The following is a 22,115-nucleotide window of genomic DNA, read 5'->3' on the forward strand; positions in this document are numbered from 1 at the left end:
ATGACGTTGATCGACATGAAGGCGATGGTCGAAGTCGAGCGGATAATCCGCGAAACGGCCGCGAATGAGATCGTTCCCCGATTCCGCCACCTCCGCCCTGCCGACATCGCGGAGAAGGGGCCCAACGATCCAGTGACCGTCGCCGACCGCGCCGCCGAGGAGACCTTGGCGAAACGACTCCAAGCGTTCGTGCCTGGCTCGGTTGTAGTCGGCGAGGAACGCGTCGCCGACGACCCGACCGTCATGACGCTTCTCGATGGTCCGGACCCCGTCTGGATCATCGATCCAATCGACGGAACCCGGAACTTTGTCGCTGGTGACCCGAACTTCGCGACTCTCGTGACGTTGGCGTACGGCGGTCGGCTGGTTGCCTCGTGGACCTACGGCCCCATTGTCGGTGTGTCCGCGACCGCACTTACGGGCCAGGGTGCGAAGTCGAATGGGGTGCCGCTGCGTATCACGCCTGGGCCTCGCTCGATGCACGGTCTGCGCGTCGCGGCTGCCGACGAGGAATGGTGGCCCAACGCCGACCGCCACAAGTACGCCGGCCTCTGCGAGCGCGGTATCGCATTTGCTCCGCTGTCGGCGTGTGGGCTCACATACGTAGAAGTCGCAGCGCAACGGCTCGACGCCATGATCCTCACCTGGGACCTCCCATGGGATCATGCTGCCGGCCTCCTGCTGATCGCTGAGGCTGGAGGTGCCGTCCTTACCGCCGACAGCAAGCCTCACGTGCTGGCTAATGGCAACCAACTGCCATTCGTCGCCGCGGGTAATTACGCGACTGCCGAGCTGCTAATTAAGGCCTTGGCATAGGTTGGCGGCTCGTCGACCGGCTGTTGAAATCAGCCGCGAGTGGGGGCTTCAGATGAAGTCATAGGCGTCAGAATACTGGGCGAGCCGTCGTTACATCCCGACCTGTCGGCCTTGCTGCTGTGTCTGCTGGGGCTGCTCGACCAGCCGCAGGCCCTCCTCCGGTTTGGCTATCCGTTTGGCGACTGTCTGTCCCTGCCGCTGCTGGCGAGAGGGCGTTTGATCCCGACCCTGACCGCTGAGGATTCGTTCGCGACAGGCGGCGCGTTCGGCGTCGCGCGTTGCCCGGCGGCGGTCTGCAAGGGTCATCTCCACGGGCCGCGTCGACGACACTGCGGTGTCGGCCGGACCCTGCCCGCGCTGGCCCAAGTGCCCGTGCGCCAGGAGTGCGAGCCGCAGATGCTCGGCGTGCTCCGGGAGCAAGGCCGGCCACTCGCTGGCGGACACGTCAGGATCGAGGAACAGAGCTCCGAGCGAACTGGCGATCATGAGGTTGACTCTCTGGCGGTCGTCCTCCGGCAGCGCGCGGTAGAGCTCACGGGGGTCAGCGTGGTCGTCGAGATGGTTGATGTCGCGAGCCGCGAGAACTGCCTGCACTGCGTGACGGTATGGCGTTCCAGCAGCATCGTCTGCGTCGGAGTGCGAACCGAGAACCTGTCTCGGATCGTCAGTCGTGATCTGGTGCTGGTCGCGGTACGCGGCTACGGCCGCGACGTGCCGGCGCCAATCGACGGCGGCGCGTTCGTCGCCGGGAACCGGTCCGAGGACGGTGAGCCATGCGGGTCGCTCGGCGAGCGCGATGTCCGCGAGCTGGTCCACGCGACTAGCGATCACGTCCTGGGCGTGACGCAGGTAGGGCGGGATGTCGGCCGCGGTGGAGGCGTCCGCCGCGGCCGGTATCGAGTACCAGACGGGCAGTCTGGCCGGGCGCCGGTCCTGCTCGGGAGCGGCGGTGTGGCGTAGGTCGAGAAGCGTGTTGATCCGGCGGGCGAGGTCTGCGGCGGGCTGGTCGGACAGGCTGTCGGCGTCGGTGATGCCGATGTCGTTGGCGGCTCGGGCGAGCAGCGCGGCGGGGCTGTGGCCGGCCTGGTCGGTGGCCAGGAGGGTGCGGCGCAGCTTGGCGTATCCGGGGCCGGTGGCGATGGCGTCCGGGATCGAGGTGTCGCCGTTCTCGGTGCTGTCGTCGACGGTGAACGTCTTGTAGACGAGCTCCTTGTAGGCCGGCCGGACCGCAGTCTCCAGCACATGCTGGAAGCGCGGGGCGATCGTCGCCAGCGAACCGGCGGCCTGCTGGGAGGCCGCGATCGTTTCGGTCGCGGAAGGCTCGTTGCCCTCGCGGTTGAGGATGGTGGTTAGGACTTCGTGAGCAGCGAACTGGCGCGGATCGTTCTTCACCCGGTCAAGGCGATCGTCCTCGTCGAAGGGCAGCAGCTCGTGGGTCTCGACGTAGAACGTCGTCCGCTGCCGGGCGCGAGTGAGGATCACGTACAAGTTCTCGCGGCTCATCTCGGGAGTGATCAGCGGATGGGCGGTGTCCACGGTCGAGCCCTGCGCACGGTTAGTGGTGGTGGCGTACAGCAGCTCCACGCTGTTCGCGACGTACTCGGCGGACAGTCGGACAGTGCCCTCGTGCGCGATGTTCTTGACGGTCAACGATCCGTCGCGATGGCGCTTGGTAACGGTCCAGGCGTCACCGTTCTTCACCCAGTCCCGGCCGCGAGCGACCTTGTTCTTGCGGTCGTTGTCGCGGGTGACGATCCAGTCGCCGAAGCCGGCGAGGTTCCCATCCCGCAGCCGGACGCCGTCGGACTCCACGTGGCCGGCCTCGATGCGATCGAGCCGGGCTTGTGCGGACAGCGCCGTGACGTCGGCGGTCGTGGCGGCGGCCATGATGGTCTTCTTGCCCGCCAGCATGTCGGTCTTCCAGCCAGCGTACGCAGCTTCGATCATGCCTTGAGCGGAGCCGGAGCGGATGCGGCCGGCGTCGGCGTAGAAGTCGAGCGCGGAGCTGTCGCCGACCCGCACCTTGAGGGTGGCCTCGGCCTCGCGCGGGTTTTGGAAGCGGTGGAGCGTGCTGAGCTCGACGGCCCCGGCCTCATTGGCGATCAGCCGCAGCGCGCCGCCGGATTCGACAGCGCCGAGCTGCCGGTAGTCGCCAAGCAACCGCACCACCGCGCCGCGATGCGTGGCTATCTGGACGAGCCGGTCGAGATTGAAGGTGCCGGCCATGCCCGCTTCGTCGACCAGGACGACGTCTCCGGGACGCAGTGCGAACCCGCGTGCCCAGGCCGGAATTCCGGTCCCGCTCCACAGCGCCTTGGACGCGCTGGCGGTCGGCGAATCGGAATACTCGTGCAGGAACTTGTGCAGGTTCTCGGCCTTGGTGCCCAGGTCGCGGGCGAGAACGTCTGCGGCTGCCGAAGAGGTGGCCAGGGGTATGAGTCGCTGCCCGGTGGCGGCGACCGCTTCGGCGTAGGCGCGCATCGCGGTGGTTTTGCCCGAGCCGGCGGGGCCGATTCCAGCCACCACGAGGCGGTCGTCGACGGCGAAGGCCGTGGCCATGGCGCGCTGTCCGGCGTCCAGCCGGACGCCGGATCGGGCCTCGAATCCGTCGAGCACCGCGCCGACCCGGGCCGTCGTGGCGCCGAAGGCCGTGTGCGTCTTGGCGGCCTCGACGAGCCGGGTTTCAGCCGCCAGGATCGCGGCGGAGGTGAACCGTGCGGCGCCGTGCTCGGTGAACACCGACTCCTTGTCGCTGCGGCGAAGGGAAGCCGGTTCGTCCAGCAGGGCGGGTGCGTCAACGCGGATGGAGTGCGCCGGGGAAACGGCCGCCGCGACGATCGCGGACACCAGCTCCTGGTGCTCGGCAGGGGTGGATACGCCGTGCTCGATCCGTGCCGAGCGCTCGGCTTCAGCCCGCAGGTTCCACACGGTCCAGGTGGACCGGCCCTGTCCGACACGGGCGACCACGGCCGCCGCCATCGCATCGACGTCGACCGGCTCGGCCGTCTTCGCGGACGGCTCCGCGGCAGTTCCCGTGACCGCGGACATCAGCTCGCGGACCGCCTTGCGGCCGAAGGCGTCGACCAGCGAGACCCGCCAATCCTCGCGCATCTCAGCCAGCGAGCGCGGCGCCTTCTTGCCCTCGCGGGTCTCCAAGTTGGCCTGGCGGGCGAGGTCGTGGCACACCGCGCGGGACGGGTCGTATCCGTGCTCGCGGCGGAAGGTGCGCAGCAGCTGCTCGTAGCGGGCTTCGATCTCGGTCCGGCGGGAGGAAAAATGCGCGACCATCTGCGGGTCGATTCCGGCGATCTCCCGGACCGGCTCGCGCTTGCCGGTGGTGTCCGGCCGCTCGGTCCAGGACACGCCGATCCGCCCGGTTAGCTCGGTCTCGAACCGGGTGTTGTAGAACTCGCTGACGGCGACCGTCATCTTGTAGAGCGCACGCGCATCAAGGGAGCGCCAGATGCCGTCGACGCCCTGCACCTTGGAGGAGATCGCCACGTGGGTGTGCAGGTTCGGATCGCCGGCCCGGGAGTCGAAGTGGTCGAACCGGGCCGCGACCAAGCCCTTGGCCTCGATCTGCGCGATCCCGCCGCGGCCGGCGCGGGTGTAGGCGGCATGGGTCTCCAGGATCTCCAGCGCCGCATCCCGGGCAGCTTCGTGCGCCTCCTGCACCGCAGCACGAACCTCGGGCCGCTCGTCCAGCGCCCACACCAGCGCGGCGCTCTTGACCGGCGCGAACACGAGGTCGAAACCCGCGACAGCGGCACGAGCTCGTCGTGACTCCTCGGTGTGGATCTTCTTGATCTCGGCCTCAGTCGGTGGCCGGCCTGTGGTGTCGCGGATCTGTTCCAGCCGCTCGGCCACGCGGGAGTCGAACCGGGCCAACGGCTCGTAGGCCGGGAACGCGGTCCCCAGTGTCGCGGCCTTGATCGCGTCGGCGCGGACCTTGGCGAGCTGCCGGTCAGTCATGTCGGCACGCAGGTGCTCATCGAGGTGTTCGGCGATGATCCGGTCGGCGTCGGGGTGCATCCCGGAGCCGAAAACGTGCCGCATCTGGTCCTCGGTCACCCGCTGGCCGGCGACGTCCAGCAGTGGCGCTCCGCAGCCGATCCACATCCCCGGAGGATTGCCCTTGGCGGTGTAGTAGCCCGCCGCGTCCTGCCCTCGAACGCGATCGACGTCGCCCCCGGCGATGTGCCTTGTGAGGTAGGTGTAGCCGTCTCCGGCGGTGAGTTTGTGCATTGTCATCAACGCGACCACCGCCGAGAAGCTGCAGCTCTGAATCGGTCAATTCGGACACGCATCAAGTGATCTTGAAGCTGGTGCAAGAGGTGTCTTGTGGGTCGCTGCTTCGGGGTGGGCTGCCCTGCGGTGAGGGGTGCGTGCCGGCGGGCGGCCGCTGGGGTGGTCATGCGCGGGGATGCGTCATTGCGCGGTCGCCATGTGGCGCCGCGCTGTGTGTGGCGGTCTGCGGAGGCGGACTGCGTCTTGACACTTCCCATGCGATCTAGTCTATAGTCACGACTCGAAAATTGACTATGGTCTATTCACGGAAGGTTGGTGGTGCTGATGGCTCGTCGGGCGACTGGTTCACGGGCGGAGGCTGTTCGCAGGGCGAAGGAGCTGCGGGCGTCGAGGGAAGCGGCGCGGGCGCGGCTAGACGATCAGATCGAGACGCAGACGGCGGCGCTGCTGGGTGCGGTGCTCGAGGCGGAGCGGGTCCGCGGGCGCGCTCGGGTGGCTGCGGAGAAGGTGCTCGCCGACGGGGAGGCATCGGCGAGTGAGTTCGAGCGTCAGGCGGCATCCTCCGTGCGGGCGCTGCGTGAGTTGAACCTGACGAACGGGGAGATCGCCGAGCAATGCGGCCTGAGTGTGAGTGCTCTGCGGGGCCTGCTGGCGCAGACTCGGACGGATGGTCCTGTGAACGTCGATAACGAGGCGAACACGCCAATGGCCCGCTCGCCACTGCGAGCGGGCCACGGCGGCTCACTGCCTGCCGATGCGGATCCCTTCGGCGGTCGCGGTCGAGATGAAGCCGAGGAATCGCGACGCTGGAGCCTGCAGAGGACGGCGTAGCGCTGACTCGCCGAACGATCCCGCCGCGTCAGCCATGACCTGACCGGTTGGATCTGCGCCCGGTGGGCAGCAGTCGAGCGCACCGGACTGTGTCCGGTGCGCTCGTGCCACGTGTGGTGGGCTCACTCCTGCGGCGAGATGTGCTGCTGTTCGACCTCGTTGGCGGTGGTGCCATTCGTACGCCATGGCTGGGCCAGCTTGCGCGTGAGCTGTGCCTCGTAATCGTCGGCGCGACTGCCGTGGACCGTCTCGTACGCTTGGACGTCGAGAACGTCGGCCACTCCATCGAAGATGTCGGGGAAGAGGCGGATTCCTATGCGGAGGTAGAGGGTTTCGGCTCCGCTGTTCAACGGCGCCGCTTGGCTGGCGGCGGACAGGACCGCGAGCTTTTCGGCGTCGGTGGCAGAGCGTGTGTCGGTGCCGGCGGCGACGCGGTTCAGCAGTTCCTGGCAGTGCGCGCGATACACCAGTTCCGGCCAGGGGCGCTGATGCGTGGGGCGCAGTAGACGAAAGCTGTTCCACAGCGGGCCGCGCTTCCATTCGCCGTGGCGCAGTTGGGCGGCTTCGATCTCGTCTTCGGCCCACGTGCACCGATCAAGCGTCGATTCGATCAGATCGCCCATGTCGCGGAACAGCGCGTCCAGTTCGGTGAGACTGGCAGCGGGAAGATCACAGGGGGAGTGGTAGTCGCGCGGTGAGTCCGGCGCGCACAAGTTTGAGTGTTCAAGGATGGTCACTGGTGTACTCCTGAAGATGGGGCGTTGGGCGTCCTGGCCGGCCTCGTCGGCGTTGTCGCTCTGCTGGGGCCGAGTCCCTCGGGCGGTTCGGCCTGAGCAGGCGGGCTGCAAGCCAAGTACTCCCGCGCGGGACGGGGCATGGCTCACGCGCAGCGCGACCGCGAAGTGCCGTGCGTCGGGGTGCGGTGTGCCGCGATGCGGGTCCGCCGCGCCGTTGCCAGTCGGACCCGCGCAAGAGGGATGCGGGCGTGGAGGCGGTAGTCGTCGGCGGACCGGGTTCAGCGGATGGCCGGTGGCCGTGCCCGGGTCTGGCCGGGCACGGCTTCGGCAGTCAGGAAGACCGCTCGGCTCCGGCGGCGGCCGATGTGGGCATCGACCACGGGTCGGAGCTCGGCGCGGGGGTCTGGGCGGCGCGGGTGGCCTTGACCGGCTTGGCGACCGCGAAGCGGAGCGAGACGCCGATCTCCTCGACTTCCAGGTTCAGGACCGAGCGGTTCTCGCCGTTGTCGGTGGTGTAGTTGTGCTGCCGCAGCTTGCCGGTCACGATGACGCGCGAGCCCTTCGGCAGTGATTCAGCCACGTTCTCGGCACCAGCCGACTTCCACACACCGCAGCGGACGAACACCGTGTCGCCGTCCTTCCACTCGTTCGAGGACTTGTCGAAGACGCGCTCGGTGACGGCGAGGTTGAAGTTGGCGACGCTGCTGCCGTTGTCGAGGAAGCGGATCGAGGGGGCGTCGGTGAGGTTGCCGACCAGTGTGACGGTGTTGCCGATCATGAGGATGGTCCTTTGCCCTGGTAGTTCGTCCTGGGTTCGTCTTCGGGGTTGCCGCCCCTCTGACATCTCTTAATTTACATCAGTTGGTCAATCGGCGCAAGCCTGTCGACCATGTTTCAGTGGACTGTTACGGGCCCGTGACCTGCGATCTCAGGCGCCTCGGACGAGGGTGCTCGAACGTTGGATCGCTCGCTCTCGTCCGCTCCGCGATAGCTGCCAGTGGGTCCGGGGCCCAGAGCGAGCCGGAGTCCAGGGGCGGGCGAAGCCTGCTCGCGTAGCGACGCGAAGCGCCCTTGACGACGGCTCGCGACCCCGGATCATGGGGCAGCGCGGAGCGATGAGGCAACCAGCAATCAGGGCGCGGAGTCGTTGTTCACGACCGTCATCCCCGACGCTCGGCGGTCGGTCAGTCGTCGCTGTCGGTTGTCCGGGACTTGCGGACACCCGAGCGCGGACTTCCGTGGCCGGGCCTCGCGTCAGCGGCGTCCAGCAGGGTCCCGCGCTTCCAGCGGGGCCGGGCGCCTTCGTAGTCGTCGGCCTCGGGGTAGTAGCCGCGCGAGACGCCCGACCGGAACGTGGGGTACGACACCCCCAAAACCGCCGCGCTCTCCTTCGCACTCAGCAGATCGTCCCGCTCGCCCACGCGGTTGACGGTGCTGAGCGCCGCGGCCTTCGCGCTGCGGTAGCTGGCCAGCCATCTCTCCCACTCGTCGGCGAACCAGTAGTCGACGCGCTGGTGTTTGGTTGCCTTCTCCGGGAAGCCGGTCTCGGCCCGGTTCTTGTACTGGGCGGCGATTGTGGAGGCGCCGATGCCTGCGGCCACCATGGCGGCGCGGTCGACGACCTTGCGGCCGGCGAACTCGTGGAGCACGACGGTGGGCCTCCTCGGCGCGGCGGGGGCGTCCGCGCCGAACGATCGAGGGACGCGCGGCGTGAGACGGGCCGGCGGTGCCGGTCGGCTACCGAGTCTAGGGCGTCCACCAGGGGTGCTCCTGTCGCGATCGGATTGGGTTCGTCCTGCTGGCGCAGCGTAGGCTTGGTGCCAAGTCTCGCGACGGATGAAGAAGCCCACCTCTGGTCGGGCGTCCTGGGTCGTCGCGGGGCCAGGTGATGCGTCGGGGCCCTTGCCGGGGGACCGTGCTAGCCGGTACCGCTTCATCGAGGCGGACCCGCCGCTCACCGACCTCCCGTTTCGAAGCACCGGCTACACCTCGTCTGGGGGACCGGGTGTGAAGAATCTGCCGCGACGTTCGATCCAGCAGCCGTACAGGAATGCTGCGGCCTCGGGCTGTTCGTGGAAGCCGCTGACGGTGGGCTCGGCCGCACTGGTACCGGCCGGGCTGTAGTGGACATCGGAGATCGCCGTGTAGCGGTAGCTGTACCGGGTGCGGCTGGTCTCGACGCGGGTCGACTCGATTGCGCCGATGCGGATGCCCTCGTGGTATTTGGCGAAGTAGATCCAGACACCGCTGCGGTTGCCGCTCTCGCGACTGACGCGGAACTTCGCGACCTGTTTTGGCGCCGATTCGGTGTCTACCTGCTCGCGATAGGCGCACCAGTCGCGGAAGCTGCGGCGCTCGACGGCTGTCTTGTGGCCCGGGCTCATCGCGCGCGCTCTGTGCGACGGTAGGTCGCAGGGACCTGCAAGCCGGTGCGCGCCAGGGTTTGGGTAGCGGTCACGGTAATGCTCCTTGAACGGGAACTGCGGCAGGCCGTATTGAGAGTCGGGGAGGGAACGCCGGAGGTGGGCCGAAGTCGGGAGCCGCGATGCACCGTGGTGCTGCGGAGGGCTCGATGCCCGTGTGCAGCACGCCGGCCGCTGCTGATGGGCTGGCGTTGACCGGTCGGGGCGAGTGGTCCGCAGACGGTCCGGGGCGGGCGGGCCGGGATGCGTTCCCGGCCCGCCGTGGGGGCGGGTCAGTCCTGGTCAGACCCATCCCGGTTCAGGCCGGGGCCGTTCTCGTCCGGAGCGGTCTCGTCCTGCGGGTCGGCGTCGTCTGCTTCGTCCTGACCGTCCTCGTTCTCAAGGCTGGATTCGGCCGGGGCCGGGGTGCCTGGGGCGTAGTCGCGTCCCTCCAGGACGGCACGCTCGATCGGCGAGATCTTGTAGCCCAGGGACATCAGGAATGTCAGCCACGCGGCGGCCTGCTCGCGCTCGGACCGGTAGTCATACCGGCCGTCGGTCCGCCACTGCTGGTCGTGCATGTTCTTCTCGTATGCGGTGACCAGGGGCAGGAAGGTGAACAGCAGGAGACGCTTGGCCGATGCCTTGGCGGTCAGCTCCGACCAGTTCGGGTTCTTGACCCCGAGCAGTTCGGCCTTCAGGTCGGCCTGCCCGACGTACCCGCTGATCCCGCTGCTTACGACCCAGGACATTCGCAGGTAGTTCTCGGCGGTCCACCTGGTGATCGCGTCGGTGTCCTCCCGCGATAGCGACGTGCGCGCCATAAGGTCGGCAAGCCACTTGTGCCGCACCGTGCGGGCCGCGCGCCAATCGGTGTTCCCCTTGATCACCCGCTTGCGCCTCGCGGACTCCTCGGCCTTCTTGGCGGCGTCCATGAGGACCGCTTCGGCGTTCGTCGGCAAGACCGGGACGGCGGGGACGGTGAAGTGTTCGCGGTCGATGTGCTCGCACGTCTCCGAGTCGGCGCAGGCGTAGAACACGCGCGGGGTTCCGTAGCGCTCGAAGACGGCGACGTGTCCGGGACACGCGGCGTGCGCCTCGGGCTCGATGCCCTTTCCTCCCGTGGTCGGCATGGTGGCCAGCTTCACCAGACCGGCCGGGGCGTCGTCGTACTCGTACAGCATCACGCCTGCGGTCTTGTGCAGCTCGCGGATCTCCTGGCGGGCGGAGGACTCGGCGCGGTCTGCGCGCTCCCGCTCCGCCTGCCACGCGAACTGGTCTTCGTTGAAGGCTTCGAGCAGACGCGCAGTCGCTTCGGCATCGTCGGCGAACTCCGACAGCGCGGCAAGCTGCTCCACGGTCCACGCGTACTCAGCTTCGGCGGCGGTCTTGGCGGCGGCCTCTTGCGTCTCGGCAGGGAGCGTGGCGGCCTTTAGTGCCGCATTGACGGTCTCCTTCTTGCCGTATGCCTTGGCGAGCCGGTTAATGTCGGCTCCGGCCTCGTAGGCGGCGAACAACGCGTTCGCCTCCTCCTGCGTCGTCAGCTTCTCCTTGTGGCGGGAGGTCATCACCATGTCGAGGAACTGACCGGCGACGTCGTCGGCACGTGCGGCCTTGAAGACACAGGGCACGGCCGAATGCTTGGCCTTGAAAGCACCGGCCATGCGGCGGTGCCCGTCGATCAGGTTATAGAGGCCCGGCGTGGCGGACGCGGTGATCTCCAAGGGCTCGATGATGCCCTCGGCCTTGATGCTGGCGATGAACTCCCTGTTGAGGTTGAGGTTTTTGCGGACGTTGCCGGGGTGGACGATCAGCGCGGCCAGCGGGATCATGACGGCTTCCTGCGGCTGCGGTGTCTCGGCGATTCCTTCGGGCTGCTGCTCGGGTGCCGCTGTGGCGCTATCGGCTGGCGCGGCGTCCGCGGCGTCGGCTTCCGGCTGGGTGATGGTGACGGTCATGGCGGAAACGCCCTTCTGGTCGGTGGTCTTGGGATCGGCCACGTCGGGGTTGCCGCCCCGGCGCAAGCCGTGAAGGTGATGAGAGAGGGTCCGGCCGGGCCGTAGTCCGGCCGGACAAGGGCAGATCAGACCGACAGCAGCCGGTACGCGTCCTGTTTCAGGTTCGTCACGTCGGACGACGTCAGCACCCGGTGTGCGCGAACGGTGTCAGTCTTCGCGGGAGCGTAGTGATCCAAGTACTCACCGATCGCCTGAACTCCCGCCCAGCGGGTACCCCGGATATTTGCGTTGGTCGGGGCGTACTCGAATAGGCGGCGCAGGTGGCCCATCCGCTTTGCGTCGTTCGCCTTCTTGCGCGGGCTGGGATCCTTGTCCAGCGGCCACAGCTCGCGGCACACCTTCTCGAACTCCCCGAGTGCAAGCGTCTCGTTGACCATCCGCTCGGCGGCCTTCTCGAACTCCTCGACGTAGCGGAACATCAGTCCCAGTGCCTTACGGGCCTCGGCGATCTTTGCGCGGGCGCTCTCCGTGTGACGGATGGAGAACGAGTAGCGGGCGCGGTCCAAGGCGAGAGCCTGCGTATTGGCGCACACGATCCGGACAGGGGTCACGATCAGCTTGTACGCGCCGGTGCCGTCATGGGAGTTCAGTCCGGCTATGTAGAAGTCGTGGCGATCGGTGCCCGCGATCGTCATGGTCTCGGGCAGTCGCATCGTGATGAAAACCTGGCGACCTTCGCGGAGCGATCCGGCAGTCTCGAAGTGCGCTCCGGACGCGTCAACCAGAGTGTTCATGATCTGGCAGTTCTCTTCGTTCTGAACTGGCGTGTAGTCCGGGCCGACGACGCCGAGATAGTCAGTACGGCCGGTCTTCGGGTTGGTTCGCGCGGTGGCGAACCGATCCGGCACGGCCACGGGGGTGACGCCGTCCTCCGTGATCTCACTTGCGGTCAACGGGAGCTTGCGGACGTTCCAACCGGCCAGGAACGCGACGCTTAGCGCTTCCTCGGCGGTCATCGCGTCGCGGGTGACCGTGCCGAGCTGGTGCCATGCGTCCTCGCGGGCGGTGGCGAAAGCGGTGCTGCCATCGCGGAACTGCTCCAACAGATGAGCCATGCTCTGTGCTGCCTTCCTCTGGTCTCAAGTCCTGGGCTGTCGTTCGGGTTGCCGCCCTTCCGACATCTCTTAATTTACATCATTTTAGAGTGTACGTCAAGTGATTTGGCAGGTCAGATAGGGAGTCAGATGATTCCGCTAGCCAGGGATGGAGCGAAATCTCACGCAGTTGGGAGCCCCCGACCACTCCTCGCCGGCCCTTCCATAGCTGCTGCCGGGTCCGGGGCTAAGAGGCCGGCCGGGTCAAGGGTCGGCCGAAGGCCGATCGCGAAGCGACGCGTAGCGCCCTTGATGCGGCTGGCCGGCCCCGGAGAATGGGCAGCGGAAGGGCCTAGAAGCACAGCGACACGGAACGATCGCGAACATCGGCCGCTTCTGCGGACGGGTGGAGCCCGTCCCGATCGAACTCAACTTGTCGCTGCGTGGAGCTACTGTACGTCCAGTCGCAGTCCGTGATGATTTTGCTACTCGTCAACCAGGAGAACGCAGTATGCCTGCTCGTACACGTGTCCCAACACCCATCGGAACCCAACTCGGGATCTATGAGGTAGTCGGCCTTCCAGTGGCGAAACAGGTTGCGGGGCAGAGCGGACGGTCCTCGACGCGAAATCGCTACTACGTAAAACTTCAGTGTGTAGGCTGCGACGAGCCTCGTGACGTCCGTGAAGACGATCTGGAGCGGATGACGAACACATCCTGCGGATACTGCTACCTCAGCCCGAATCCCGACCCTGAGGAACGAATCAAGGTCAAGCGCGTCTGGAACGGTCGCGTGCAGGAGTACGAGCGCTACCGGTATCACGGGGAATCTCGCAGCAAGCTGCACGGCGTCTGGGCAAACATGCGGGAGCGATGCTCTAATCCGACGTCGACGAAGCGGGCGGCCTACGGTGGCCGCGGTATCACGGTCGACCCCTCGTGGGACAACTATCTGGTATTCGCGGCCTGGGCTCGTTCAAACGGCTACGCCGAGGGCCTTTCCATCGATCGCATCGATAACGATGCGGGCTACGGTCCAGAGAACTGCCGATGGATCACCGACCTGGAGAATCTCTTGAACCGTACTCGATATCTGCCGACGCCGCTGGCGACCGCATTGGAGGAGCGAGCCGCCATCGATGGCGTCGACACCTACGCGATCATCCATCGAGCGCTCGATGCCTACCGCGAACATGTTAAGTCAAGGGCCTGGCATGTCTAGGGAAACACCTGCCGCCGGCAATGAGGGGCAGCGACCGCCGGCGAAGGTCGGCGACGTCTACGGAAGACTGACCATCCTGGAGATGCTCGGATACCGTCCCAAGCCAGACGGTGAACGTGAGTCCTGGGTCCTGGTTCAGTGCCGCTGCGATGCCCAAACTGTTAAGGAGCTCCGGCTGGCATCCCTGCGGTCTGGCAACACATCTAGCTGCGGCTGCATCCACAGCGAGAAGCTGAGCCAACGGCTCACTTCCCACGGCGAGCACAAGACGCAGCTCTATGGCGTCTGGGCGAGTATGAAGCATCGCACTACCAGCACGAAGACCAAAGCGGCTCATCGATACGTCGGCCGCGGCATCACCGTGTGCCCGGAATGGCGCGATAGCTTCGTGGTGTTCCGTGACTGGGCTCTTGTGAACGGCTACATGGAGGGCAAGGAACTAGATCGAATCGACGGAGATCAGGGCTACGGGCCCGACAACTGCCAGTGGATTACAAAGCTGGAGAATCTCAACAAACGATCGAAATTCCTCTCAGAGGAGACAGAGGCGTGGTTGCGCACCTATGCCGCCGAGGTCGGGCGCTCGCCTCAGGAAGTGATTAAGCGGGCGCTTGAGTTCTATCTTGACGTTGACCGCACTGACCTGCGGTGAGTCCTTCACCGCGGTTGAGTCAGTGTCGTCAGTGCTGTGCCCGAGGGTCGGCGATCGTTGGCGTCGACTGCGGTCCCGCGTGTCGGGCATAGTGCCGCCTGTGCGCTCGGGACTCGATGATGTCGACTGGTCGTCCATGCACCATGCCTACGGCACCGCAGAGGAGGTACCGGGGCTGCTGAAGTCGATCGCTTCGGCTGACGCGGCCGAGCGTGGGAAGGCTCTGAGCAGGTTCTATGCCGCGGTCCATCATCAAGGTGACGTCACGCGGTGCACGACGGCGACTGTGCCGTTTCTGTTCCAACTGGTCAGCGCCCCGGGCCTGCCTGATCGCCCGGCGGTTATCAGTCTGCTCGTCAGCATCGGCACCGAGGCTATCGATCTCTACGACCAGGTCTTCATCGACTATGCCGGCGAGGAATCGGATCATGCGGTGGCCGCGGATCTGATCCGAGGGCGAGCCGAAGCGTTCATCGAGTTCGCCGCGTCCGACGACCCCTAGCTACGTGAATCCGTCACGCATGTGGGCCCCGGTCGGGCCGTCGAAGTGGGCCCCGTCATGCCCGTCTGAATCAGGTCCGGATGTGACGCCTTGCCGGTCGGCATCACCTGCTATTTCGCTGCGGCACTTCCCACCTTGACGGCGAAGATGACTATCACGATGAAAAAGACGGCGACGAATATCGCAACCAAGAAGAGTGCGCCATACGCCATGACATATTTGTGGCTCCAAGGCCAGTAGAGGGACAAGTGGCCGAGGAGTCGCCATGCCGGATGCAGGATCAACAGCAGGATCAGGAAGCTCAGGACGGCGACGCCGATCAGCATGTTCCGATGCCTGGCAAGGGATTTCTTCGCGGCCGCCATATCAGTGTCTCCCGGCGCCGACAGATCCTTGGCCAGTTCTTGGGAGATCACCGGATACAGCGCCGAGAAGTACGCAATGACGAACACCAAGAGCAGAGTGATGGCGGCCAGTGCCGTTCCGACGTCGGTCTCACTTGGCACGAGCCGGGACCTTCTTCGCCCCTACGCGACCGCAAAGGTCCTCGTAGGTCTCTTTCTGTAGCCGGATCAAGCCGCCCTTCTTCACATCCTCCATATCTGGTTTGTCAGTAGCCTTGATCTGCTCCTGCATCCAGGCGCGCACCAGCGACGAGGTGACGAGAAGCTGGTAGCGGTTCGCTTTGTCGGCAATCCATTCCGCCTTCTCGAGCACATCCTTGACAGCTCGTTTGAAACTGTCGTTCCACTCGTATGCGAACCTCGATGCAGCGACCTGGACCAGCCTTTGCGCAGCCGACTCGGGTATCTGGAACAGATGCGCGGCCATCGTCTCGAGCTCGGGCAGCTCGATCTCGGCTTTGAGGAGGTAATTGATCCGGTTCGCCCGGACTTCGCTGATGGTGGTGGGCACCACCAGGCCCGTGCAGTAGTCGAGGAGCTCGAGCTCGCCAGCCTTGGCGATCTTCTCGAGGGTCGGCGCCACGTCCGCCTCGGGTTTGCCGAGGATCGTCGCCAGGCGACGGACATGCTCCGCGTCCAGCCCATGGTCATTCATACAGTCATTGAGCGCGACAGGATCCTAGATCGCACGCCAGCTGCGCAGACCCGAACGTTACCCCCACCGCCATGCGGATGACAGGCGGCCGCCTACAGCACTGGCAGGTACCGGTTCAGCTCGTACGGCGTGACCTGCTTCCGGTACTCCTCCCACTCGCTCCGCTTGTTGCGCAGGAAGAGACGGAGGTTGTCCGCGAACTGTGGCGTGGTTCGCGCCACCCGAGCTGACTGAGTACTTGCTTCAGTTGTCACTTCCGGTCAATCCCTCCCGGCCTCGTACGGCCCAGATACGGCCCGACACGTGGGCGGCGGCCTCACCAGAACGCGGGATGGGATGGCGGCCCCCTCACAGGCGAGCACTCCACCTACGTCCACCCCATAGCCCCAGGCTGCAGGGTTCTGGTCTGCTGACAGTCGACTGCGGCCGGAGTCGACCTGAGCAGGGCCCGGCCCTGATCGGGAAGCTCCGGGTCGAGGCCGACCTTGACCTGCTGCAGATCGAAGCCAGATGCCGAGTGGCCGGTCGGGTCGTCTCGAGCCGACCGGCCGGGCCAAGTTACTAACCGATGGGAGGCGCCGCGCGGCGCCGACGGTCGAGGGCGACGAAGTCGTCGGCCCCGAATCCGGCTTCGCGTGTGCGCAGCTGCCGGTAGGCGTAGGACGGGTACCACTGCGGCCCGCCGCCAGGGGTGGCGACGCCGGCGGTGTTCATCGCGTCGGCGATCTGCTGGTAGGTGGCGCCCATCATGCGCAGCGCCATCACCTGCTTAAGGACCGTATCCGGGCAGCAGCGGGGCCGGCCCCGCCGGGCCGTCACCGACGGCCCCGGCTACTGCGGCCCGGACGCTTGCGCCGGGCCCGGCGCTGCCGCTTGGACCGCCGGCAGGCCGCCAGGCGACCCTGGGCACGTCATGGCCCTGAAGCACCTGCGGGACGGACACGATGACCATTTCCATGGTCTTCTCCTATCTGGTTGGTTGCGAACCAGCCCGGCCTTAGAGCCGGTTTCCCCCTTGGGCTCCGCGCCGCAACCACACAGGGTTCTATCCGTCGCTCTCCACTGTGTTCTGCGTGAGCCGTGGTGGCACCTCGTTCATGGGCTCGTCGTGGGAACCCGCGAGCCTAGTGGGGTGGGGCCTGCAGGGCCAGCGCTGAGCCGAGGTCGGCGGCCGGCCGCCGATGCGCGCTTTCGCCATACCGCCGGGGTCCGGGTTAGGTGATTGAAAGGGGCAAATCGCACTGGCCGGCCAAGACCGAAACAGTATCGTTATAGATGGCCTCGTGTCCGCACTCGCGCGACCGTTGGCAGGTTCAAATTCCCAGGTGGGGGCTGTGTCAGACCGTCTCACCGCGTGTCAGCGTGGATCCGGTCGACCGTGCGGACATTTTGCGGACATGAATGCGAAATGGCCCGGCTCCGATCATGGAGCCAGGCCTCTCACCTGCGAAAACGACGTCGGGCTGACAGGATTTGAACCTGCGACCCCTTGACCCCCAGTCAAGTGCGCTACCAAGCTGCGCTACAGCCCGCCGCTCGCCGTATCGGCGAGCAGGAAGACCATACCGCACCTGGGGGGTTGGAATCACATCGGTTAACCCCTGGGGTGGGGGGCGTGTCCTATTTCTTGCGGTCGCGGTTCTTTTGGCGGACTTTGACGGAGATTTGGATGGGGGAGCCTGTGAAGCCGAACTCTTCGCGGAGGCGGCGTTCGATGAAGCGGCGGTAGCTGGCTTCGATGAAGCCGGAGGCGAAGAGGACGAAGCGGGGGGGGCGGGTTGAGGCTTGGGTGCCGAAGAGGATGCGGGGTTGTTTGCCGCCGCGGAGGGGGTGGGGGTGTTCGGCTACCAGGGTGCCTAGGAAGGCGTTGAGTTTGGCGGTGGGGACGCGGGTTTCCCAGCCTTCCAGGGCTTGTTCGAGGGCCGGGACCAGTTTGTCGACGTGGCGGCCGGTGCGGGCGGCGAGGTTGACGCGGGGGGCCCAGCGGACTTGGACGAGGTCGCGTTCGATTTCGCGTTCCAGGTAGAAGCGGCGTTCCTCGTCCATGAGGTCCCACTTGTTGTAGGCGATCACCAGGGCTCGGCCGGCTTCGGCGACCATGGTGATGATGCGGAGGTCCTGTTCGGTCAGGGTGTCGCTGGCGTCTACCAGGACCACCGCTACTTCGGCTTTCTCGATGGCGCCTTGGGTGCGGAGGGAGGCGTAGAAGTCGGCTCCGTAGGTTTGGTGGACGCGGCGGCGGATGCCGGCTGTGTCGACGAAGCGCCAGGTTTTGCCGCCCAGGTCGATCAGTTCGTCGACGGGGTCGCGGGTGGTGCCCGCTGTGGGGTCGACGACGACGCGTTCCTCGCCGGCCAGTTTGTTGAGCAGGGAGCTTTTGCCGACGTTGGGTTTGCCGACCAGGGCTACGCGGCGGGGTCCTCCCAGGAGCTCTCCGAAGCGGAGGGTGGGGGTCTCGGGCAGGACGTCGAGGACGGCGTCCAGGAGGTCGCCGGAGCCGCGGCCGTGGAGGGCGGAGACGGCGAAGGGTTCGCCCAGGCCCAGGTTCCAGAGGGTGGCCGCCTCGGCCTCGGCGCGCTGGTCGTCGACCTTGTTGGCGGCCAGGATGACCGGCTTGCCGGCGCGGCGCAGGACGCGGACCACGGCCTCGTCGGTGTCGGTGATGCCGACGGTGGCGTCGACCACGAACAGGACGGCGTCGGCGGCGTTGATGGCGGCTTCGGCCTGGAAGGCCACCGCCTTGGCCATGCCCTCCACGTCGCGCTCCCAGCCGCCGGTGTCGACCAGCGTGAAGCGGCGGCCGTTCCAGTGCGCGTCGTAGGACACGCGGTCGCGGGTGACGCCGGGCACGTCCTGGACCACCGCCTCGCGGCGGCCCAGGATGCGGTTCACGAGCGTGGACTTGCCGACGTTGGGCCGGCCCACGACGGCCAGCACCGGCAGCCGGACCGCCTCGCCGTCGGCGCGGGACCAGTCCTCGGACTCCAGACCCTCGGCGTAGGCCTCGAAGTCGAAGTCCTCGGCGAAGTACTCCTCGCCGGAGTCGCCGGGGGTGTAGTCCTCGGTCTCGGGCTGCATCAGGGATTCCTCATGTCTTCGTAAAAGCGTTCGGTCGGCGGTCCGGACGTCCGTGGACGCCTGGGCCGCCGACCGGAGCGCGTCAGTCGTGCGTCCGTGTCTGTCTTTCATTGTCGCGCCCGGTGAGCTGCCTGGCGTACTGGACGTGCGCCGCCAGGCGGACCCGCAGCTCCTCGCTGATCGCGGCGATCCGCTGCCGGCGGCCCAGGCCCTCGGACCCCTGGGACAACTCCGCCAGGCTCACCGGTGTTCCGTACACCAGGTCCAGGTGGGTGCGGGGGGTCGGCAGGGAGCCGACCGAGCGGCCGCGGGTCGCGGTGCCCAGGCAGGCCACGGGCACCACCGGGGCGCCGGTGGCCAGGGCGAAGTACGCCAGGCCGTTGTGGACCGACTCGAATTCGCCGGTGGTGCGGGTGCCCTCCGGGAACACGCCCAGGACGCCGCCGGAGCGCAGCGTCGCCAGTGCGGACTGGATCGCCGCGCGGTCCGGGTGCGACCGGTCGATCGGGATCTGGCCGAACCCGCGCTCCAGTATCGGGCCCAGGGGTCCGACGAACATCTCCTTCTTGATCAGGAAGTGCACCGGGCGCGGCGCCACTCCGGCGATCAGCGGACCGTCCAGGAAGCTGGTGTGGTTGCCCGCCAGCAGCACCGGGCCGTCGGCCGGGAAGTTGGCGGTGCCGTGCTGGGCCACGTGCCACAGCGAGTGCATCAGCGGCACGCCGATGCGGTGCGCGCGGCGGGCGCCGCGGGCGCTGGGCATGGGCGCGGGTGCGGACCCGGATGCGGACCCGGGTACCGGCGCGGTGCCGGTGCCCGAGCCGGTGCCGGACCCTGAGCCGGTGCCGAGGCCGTGCGGGCCGAGTCGGCCCCGGTCGGATCGGTCCGGACGGCCCGGTCGGCCCGACCGGTGCGGAAGCTCGCGGAGAACCTTCATCTGGTGAGTCCCACCCCCTGGGAGTCGGCCCCCGGAGCTGCGCCCGCGGCCGCGTGGATGACGATACCGGCGACCTTGTCGATCACCTGCTCCAGTGTCAGCTCGGTGGCGTCGACCACGATCGCGCCCGGCGCGGCGGCCAGCGCGTTGGTGCGGTTGTCGACGGTGTCGCGCCGGGTCAGCGCCTCGCGGGTGGCGGCCACGGTGCCCGAGCCGCCGCCGTTCTCGGTGTTGCGCCGCCGCGCCCGGGCGTCCTCGCTGGCGGTCAGGAACACCTTGGCCGCCGCGTCCGGCGCCACCACGGCGGCGATGTCGCGGCCCTCGACCACGATGCCGCCGGCGCCGATGATCTCCCGCTGGAGCGCGATCAGCCGGGCCCGCACCGCCGGGACCGCGGCCACCGCGCTGACCGCGCCGGTGACGTCGGCCTCACGGATCGCGGCCGCGACGTCCTCGCCGTCCACGGTGATGGCCGGCGCGCCCGGGTCGGTGCCGGAGACGATCGCCGGGACCGCGGCGTCGACGGCGATCGCCGCCGGATCGGCCAGGTCGACCTTGTTCTGCAGCATCCAGTAGGTGACCGCGCGGTACTGCGCGCCGGTGTCCAGGTAGCGCAGCCCCAGCTTGGCCGCGACCCCGCGCGACACGCTCGACTTGCCCGACCCCGACGGGCCGTCGACCGCGACGACTATCCGGGACAGGGTGTTCGCGCTGGGCAGGGACATGCGGTGGACTCCAAGCGGTGTGATCGGGAGTGCGGATCGGCGGCCCGTCAAGACTATCGGGTGCCGATGGGCGGACGGCTCCGCATTAGCCTTCGGCGTCCGACGTTGATTGGATGAATCATCGGAGGAAAGGCGAGGTGTGCGGTGGCTTGGATCGTCCTGGTGGTGTCCGGGTGCATGGAGGCGGTGTGGGCCACGGCTCTGGGCAAGTCCGACGGCTTCCACCGGTTCGGGCCCACGGCGGTGTTCGTGGCCGGGCTGCTGCTGAGCATGGCCGGTCTGGCCTACGCCCTGCGGACGCTGCCGATCGGCACCGGCTACGCGGTGTGGGTCGGCATCGGGGCGGTGCTGACGGTGGCCTACGGGATGGTGTTCGACGGCGAGGCGGTGTCGGCGGCGAAGCTGGTGCTGCTGGCTGGAATCGTCGGGTGTGTCGTGGGTCTCAAAGTGCTGCACTGAGGGCCTGAGGGCCTGAGGGCCTGAGGGCCTGAGGGCCTGAGGCACTAAGGGGCTGAGGGAGGGGCTGGGGAAGGGCTGAGGGGGAGAGCGGAAGGAAGGGCTGGGGAGAGAGCGGAAGGCGCGTCAGGGCACGACCACGTGCGAGACCCCGACCCCGCCCCGGGTCCGCGCCCCGTACCGCTCGATCTCCCGCTCCAGGTCCAGCGGCAGTGTGACGGTGCCCTCCGGCAGCCGGGCGCCGGCCACGTGCTCGGCCGGGACCAGCCAGGACATCTCGAACTCCAGGCCGTCCGGGTCGTGCGCGTACAGGGCCTTGGTCGTGCCGTGGTCGCTGGCGCCGACCAGCGCGCCGTGCTCGCTCAGCAGCTCGGCGAACCGGGCCAGCTCGGCCAGGGTGTCGACCTCCCAGGCCAGGTGGTACAGGCCGACGCGGCCGCGGCCGGCCTCGGAGGAGGCGGCGTCGGAGCCGATGGCGAACAGTCCCAGATCGTGGTCATTGGTGGAGCCCGGCGCGCGCAGGAAGGCCGCTGTCGGCGCCTGGATCAGGACCTCGAAGCCCAGGACGTCGCGATAGAACGCCAGGCTGCGGGGGAGTTCGCGGACGAACAGCACCGCGTGGTTCAGGCGGGTCACGGGCATGTCAGGGCCGCTTTCTCCGAGGAGGGACGCCTCCATCGTCCGGGACGCTCTACACTGCCGCAAGCGTGGCCTTCTGCGGGCGGTGCCTGCTGGCGTCGCCGCAGACGGGTGGGGGTAGGGGAGAGGCGTCGGGGCCGCGAAGTGGGGCGGCCGCCGGACGCACACAGACGGAAATCTGGGGGAGTGCGTTGAGCGAGGCCGGACTGCCGGGCATGGGCTTGAAGCTCGGCGCGGAGTTGCTGCGGAGCCCGAACGGTGTCTGGTATTCCGCCACCGGCGCCGACGGCGGAACGCTGGGGGTGCTGCGGTTCGAGGCCGGGCTGCTGAAGCCGGCCGGGGCCGTGGACCGGCTGATCGAGCGGGTGGTCGCCGCCCGCGCCGGGATGCTGCCCGGGACGCTGCCGGTGGTGGACCTGGTGGAGGACGCCGGACGGATCTGGCTGATCACCGCGCAGGTGCCGGTCGCCGAGAGCGCCGGGCGGACGGAGGCGTTGCTGCTGGGCAGCTCGCCGGTGTCGGCGCCGGGTGGCGTGGGGCGGCCGGCGGCCGGGGCGGTCGGGGCGGTCGGCGGGGCGGTGGGCGTCGTCGGAGGTGGCGGCGCGGGAATGGGCGGCGCGGCCGGCGCGGGAACTGGTGGCGCGGGCGGCGCAGGTGGTGAGGGCGTCGGCGTGGGCGGCCCCGGCGGCCCCGGCGGCCCGGGCGGCCCGGGCGGTGCGCGGGCGGCGGGTGCCGCGGGCGTGCCGATCGGAGCGGGCG

21 protein-coding genes, 1 tRNA gene and 1 pseudogene are annotated in these 22,115 nt (G+C 67.8%); 7 read left to right on the forward strand and 16 right to left on the reverse strand.

Annotation, left to right across the window (positions count from 1 at the left end; genetic code table 11):
- Entirely contained in the window at positions 1–816 is an 816-nt protein-coding gene (locus tag ABD481_RS16625) for an inositol monophosphatase family protein (RefSeq protein WP_344666571.1), read from the forward strand.
- A gap of 90 nt (positions 817–906) precedes the next feature.
- On the opposite strand, the gene mobF is transcribed toward ABD481_RS16625, so the two are convergent.
- Positions 907–5,067: a MobF family relaxase gene (gene mobF / locus ABD481_RS16630; RefSeq protein ID WP_344666572.1), complete on the reverse strand. Its 4,161-nt coding sequence runs from the start codon at positions 5,065–5,067 to the stop codon at positions 907–909.
- A 309-nt stretch (positions 5,068–5,376) separates the two neighbouring features.
- Here mobF and ABD481_RS16635 point away from each other — a divergent pair, with 309 nt between their 5' ends.
- Complete coding sequence (locus ABD481_RS16635; protein WP_344666573.1) at positions 5,377–5,895, forward strand: hypothetical protein; 519 nt, start codon at positions 5,377–5,379, stop codon at positions 5,893–5,895.
- A 122-nt stretch (positions 5,896–6,017) separates the two neighbouring features.
- Here the strand turns inward: ABD481_RS16635 and ABD481_RS16640 are convergent, their stop codons facing one another.
- The 6 genes from ABD481_RS16640 to ABD481_RS16665 form a co-directional block, all read right to left on the reverse strand.
- Positions 6,018–6,632 carry a hypothetical protein gene (locus ABD481_RS16640; RefSeq protein WP_344666574.1) on the reverse strand — a complete coding sequence of 205 codons (615 nt, stop codon included), beginning with the start codon at positions 6,630–6,632 and terminating at the stop codon, positions 6,018–6,020.
- A 331-nt stretch (positions 6,633–6,963) separates the two neighbouring features.
- Positions 6,964–7,410: a single-stranded DNA-binding protein gene (gene ssb, locus ABD481_RS16645; RefSeq protein ID WP_344666575.1), complete on the reverse strand. Its 447-nt coding sequence runs from the start codon at positions 7,408–7,410 to the stop codon at positions 6,964–6,966.
- Between the two features lie 406 nt (positions 7,411–7,816).
- The gene (locus ABD481_RS16650) at positions 7,817–8,281 is read right to left on the reverse strand and encodes a hypothetical protein (protein WP_344666576.1); all 465 of its coding nucleotides are present in this window, start codon (positions 8,279–8,281) and stop codon (positions 7,817–7,819) included.
- 333 nt (positions 8,282–8,614) lie between these two features.
- The gene (locus tag ABD481_RS16655; RefSeq protein ID WP_344666577.1) at positions 8,615–9,016 is read right to left on the reverse strand and encodes a hypothetical protein; all 402 of its coding nucleotides are present in this window, start codon (positions 9,014–9,016) and stop codon (positions 8,615–8,617) included.
- Positions 9,017–9,327: 311 nt separating this feature from the next.
- The gene (locus tag ABD481_RS16660; RefSeq protein ID WP_344666578.1) at positions 9,328–11,058 is read right to left on the reverse strand and encodes a ParB/RepB/Spo0J family partition protein; all 1,731 of its coding nucleotides are present in this window, start codon (positions 11,056–11,058) and stop codon (positions 9,328–9,330) included.
- A gap of 59 nt (positions 11,059–11,117) precedes the next feature.
- Positions 11,118–12,107, reverse strand: a complete 990-nt coding sequence (locus ABD481_RS16665; protein WP_344666579.1) for a DUF932 domain-containing protein — start codon at positions 12,105–12,107, stop codon at positions 11,118–11,120.
- A 682-nt stretch (positions 12,108–12,789) separates the two neighbouring features.
- On the opposite strand from ABD481_RS16665, the gene ABD481_RS16670 reads away from it, so the two are divergent.
- From ABD481_RS16670 to ABD481_RS16680, 3 genes are all read left to right on the forward strand, one after another.
- On the forward strand, positions 12,790–13,308 hold the full coding sequence (locus tag ABD481_RS16670) for a hypothetical protein (protein ID WP_344666580.1): 519 nt from the start codon (positions 12,790–12,792) through the stop codon (positions 13,306–13,308).
- Positions 13,301–13,960 carry a hypothetical protein gene (locus tag ABD481_RS16675; protein ID WP_344666581.1) on the forward strand — a complete coding sequence of 220 codons (660 nt, stop codon included), beginning with the start codon at positions 13,301–13,303 and terminating at the stop codon, positions 13,958–13,960. Before ABD481_RS16670 ends, ABD481_RS16675 begins: the two co-directional genes overlap by 8 nt.
- A 100-nt stretch (positions 13,961–14,060) precedes the next feature.
- Positions 14,061–14,462 (forward strand): hypothetical protein, encoded by a 402-nt coding sequence (locus ABD481_RS16680; protein WP_344666582.1) that lies wholly within the window; start codon positions 14,061–14,063, stop codon positions 14,460–14,462.
- Positions 14,463–14,572: 110 nt separating this feature from the next.
- On the opposite strand, the gene ABD481_RS16685 is transcribed toward ABD481_RS16680, so the two are convergent.
- The 8 genes from ABD481_RS16685 to cmk all read right to left on the reverse strand — a co-directional run bounded on the left by ABD481_RS16685 (position 14,573) and on the right by cmk (position 20,261).
- Positions 14,573–14,968 (reverse strand): hypothetical protein, encoded by a 396-nt coding sequence (locus tag ABD481_RS16685; RefSeq protein ID WP_344666583.1) that lies wholly within the window; start codon positions 14,966–14,968, stop codon positions 14,573–14,575.
- Positions 14,958–15,521 (reverse strand): hypothetical protein, encoded by a 564-nt coding sequence (locus ABD481_RS16690; protein ID WP_344666584.1) that lies wholly within the window; start codon positions 15,519–15,521, stop codon positions 14,958–14,960. Before ABD481_RS16690 ends, ABD481_RS16685 begins: the two co-directional genes overlap by 11 nt.
- Before the next feature lie 92 nt (positions 15,522–15,613).
- Positions 15,614–15,742 (reverse strand): hypothetical protein, encoded by a 129-nt coding sequence (locus ABD481_RS16695; protein WP_344666594.1) that lies wholly within the window; start codon positions 15,740–15,742, stop codon positions 15,614–15,616.
- A gap of 340 nt (positions 15,743–16,082) precedes the next feature.
- Positions 16,083–16,283 carry a hypothetical protein gene (locus tag ABD481_RS16700; RefSeq protein WP_344666585.1) on the reverse strand — a complete coding sequence of 67 codons (201 nt, stop codon included), beginning with the start codon at positions 16,281–16,283 and terminating at the stop codon, positions 16,083–16,085.
- Between the two features lie 696 nt (positions 16,284–16,979).
- A tRNA-Pro gene (locus ABD481_RS16705) sits at positions 16,980–17,053 on the reverse strand.
- Positions 17,054–17,141: 88 nt separating this feature from the next.
- Complete coding sequence (der, locus tag ABD481_RS16710) at positions 17,142–18,599, reverse strand: ribosome biogenesis GTPase Der (RefSeq protein ID WP_344666586.1); 1,458 nt, start codon at positions 18,597–18,599, stop codon at positions 17,142–17,144.
- An 82-nt stretch (positions 18,600–18,681) separates the two neighbouring features.
- Positions 18,682–19,536 (reverse strand): lysophospholipid acyltransferase family protein, encoded by an 855-nt coding sequence (locus ABD481_RS16715; RefSeq protein ID WP_344666587.1) that lies wholly within the window; start codon positions 19,534–19,536, stop codon positions 18,682–18,684.
- Complete coding sequence (cmk, locus tag ABD481_RS16720) at positions 19,533–20,261, reverse strand: (d)CMP kinase (protein ID WP_344666588.1); 729 nt, start codon at positions 20,259–20,261, stop codon at positions 19,533–19,535. Before cmk ends, ABD481_RS16715 begins: the two co-directional genes overlap by 4 nt.
- A gap of 144 nt (positions 20,262–20,405) precedes the next feature.
- Here cmk and ABD481_RS16725 point away from each other — a divergent pair, with 144 nt between their 5' ends.
- Entirely contained in the window at positions 20,406–20,720 is a 315-nt protein-coding gene (locus tag ABD481_RS16725) for a DMT family transporter (protein ID WP_344666589.1), read from the forward strand.
- Positions 20,721–20,843: 123 nt separating this feature from the next.
- On the opposite strand, the gene ABD481_RS16730 is transcribed toward ABD481_RS16725, so the two are convergent.
- The gene (locus ABD481_RS16730; RefSeq protein ID WP_344666590.1) at positions 20,844–21,359 is read right to left on the reverse strand and encodes a VOC family protein; all 516 of its coding nucleotides are present in this window, start codon (positions 21,357–21,359) and stop codon (positions 20,844–20,846) included.
- A gap of 188 nt (positions 21,360–21,547) precedes the next feature.
- Here ABD481_RS16730 and ABD481_RS16735 point away from each other — a divergent pair.
- Positions 21,548–22,115 (forward strand): annotated as a pseudogene (locus ABD481_RS16735) (hypothetical protein); the annotation flags it as partial.

It is taken from the genome of Catenulispora yoronensis (assembly GCF_039531695.1).
GTDB classification, from domain to species: Bacteria; Actinomycetota; Actinomycetes; order Streptomycetales; family Catenulisporaceae; genus Catenulispora; species Catenulispora yoronensis.

Bases quoted from the DNA above. Each gene is read 5' to 3' on its own strand.
- mobF (WP_344666572.1), bottom strand. From the start codon at position 5,067: ATGACAATGCACAAACTCACCGCCGGAGACGGCTACACCTACCTCACA.
- ssb (WP_344666575.1), bottom strand. From the start codon at position 7,410: ATGATCGGCAACACCGTCACACTGGTCGGCAACCTCACCGACGCCCCC.
- ABD481_RS16665 (WP_344666579.1), bottom strand. From the start codon at position 12,107: ATGGCTCATCTGTTGGAGCAGTTCCGCGATGGCAGCACCGCTTTCGCC.
- ABD481_RS16675 (WP_344666581.1), top strand. From the start codon at position 13,301: ATGTCTAGGGAAACACCTGCCGCCGGCAATGAGGGGCAGCGACCGCCG.
- cmk (WP_344666588.1), bottom strand. From the start codon at position 20,261: ATGTCCCTGCCCAGCGCGAACACCCTGTCCCGGATAGTCGTCGCGGTC.
- ABD481_RS16625 (WP_344666571.1), top strand. From the start codon at position 1: ATGACGTTGATCGACATGAAGGCGATGGTCGAAGTCGAGCGGATAATC.
- ABD481_RS16690 (WP_344666584.1), bottom strand. From the start codon at position 15,521: ATGAATGACCATGGGCTGGACGCGGAGCATGTCCGTCGCCTGGCGACG.
- ABD481_RS16730 (WP_344666590.1), bottom strand. From the start codon at position 21,359: ATGCCCGTGACCCGCCTGAACCACGCGGTGCTGTTCGTCCGCGAACTC.
- ABD481_RS16715 (WP_344666587.1), bottom strand. From the start codon at position 19,536: ATGAAGGTTCTCCGCGAGCTTCCGCACCGGTCGGGCCGACCGGGCCGT.
- ABD481_RS16670 (WP_344666580.1), top strand. From the start codon at position 12,790: ATGACGAACACATCCTGCGGATACTGCTACCTCAGCCCGAATCCCGAC.
- ABD481_RS16700 (WP_344666585.1), bottom strand. From the start codon at position 16,283: ATGGCGCTGCGCATGATGGGCGCCACCTACCAGCAGATCGCCGACGCG.
- ABD481_RS16655 (WP_344666577.1), bottom strand. From the start codon at position 9,016: ATGAGCCCGGGCCACAAGACAGCCGTCGAGCGCCGCAGCTTCCGCGAC.
- der (WP_344666586.1), bottom strand. From the start codon at position 18,599: ATGCAGCCCGAGACCGAGGACTACACCCCCGGCGACTCCGGCGAGGAG.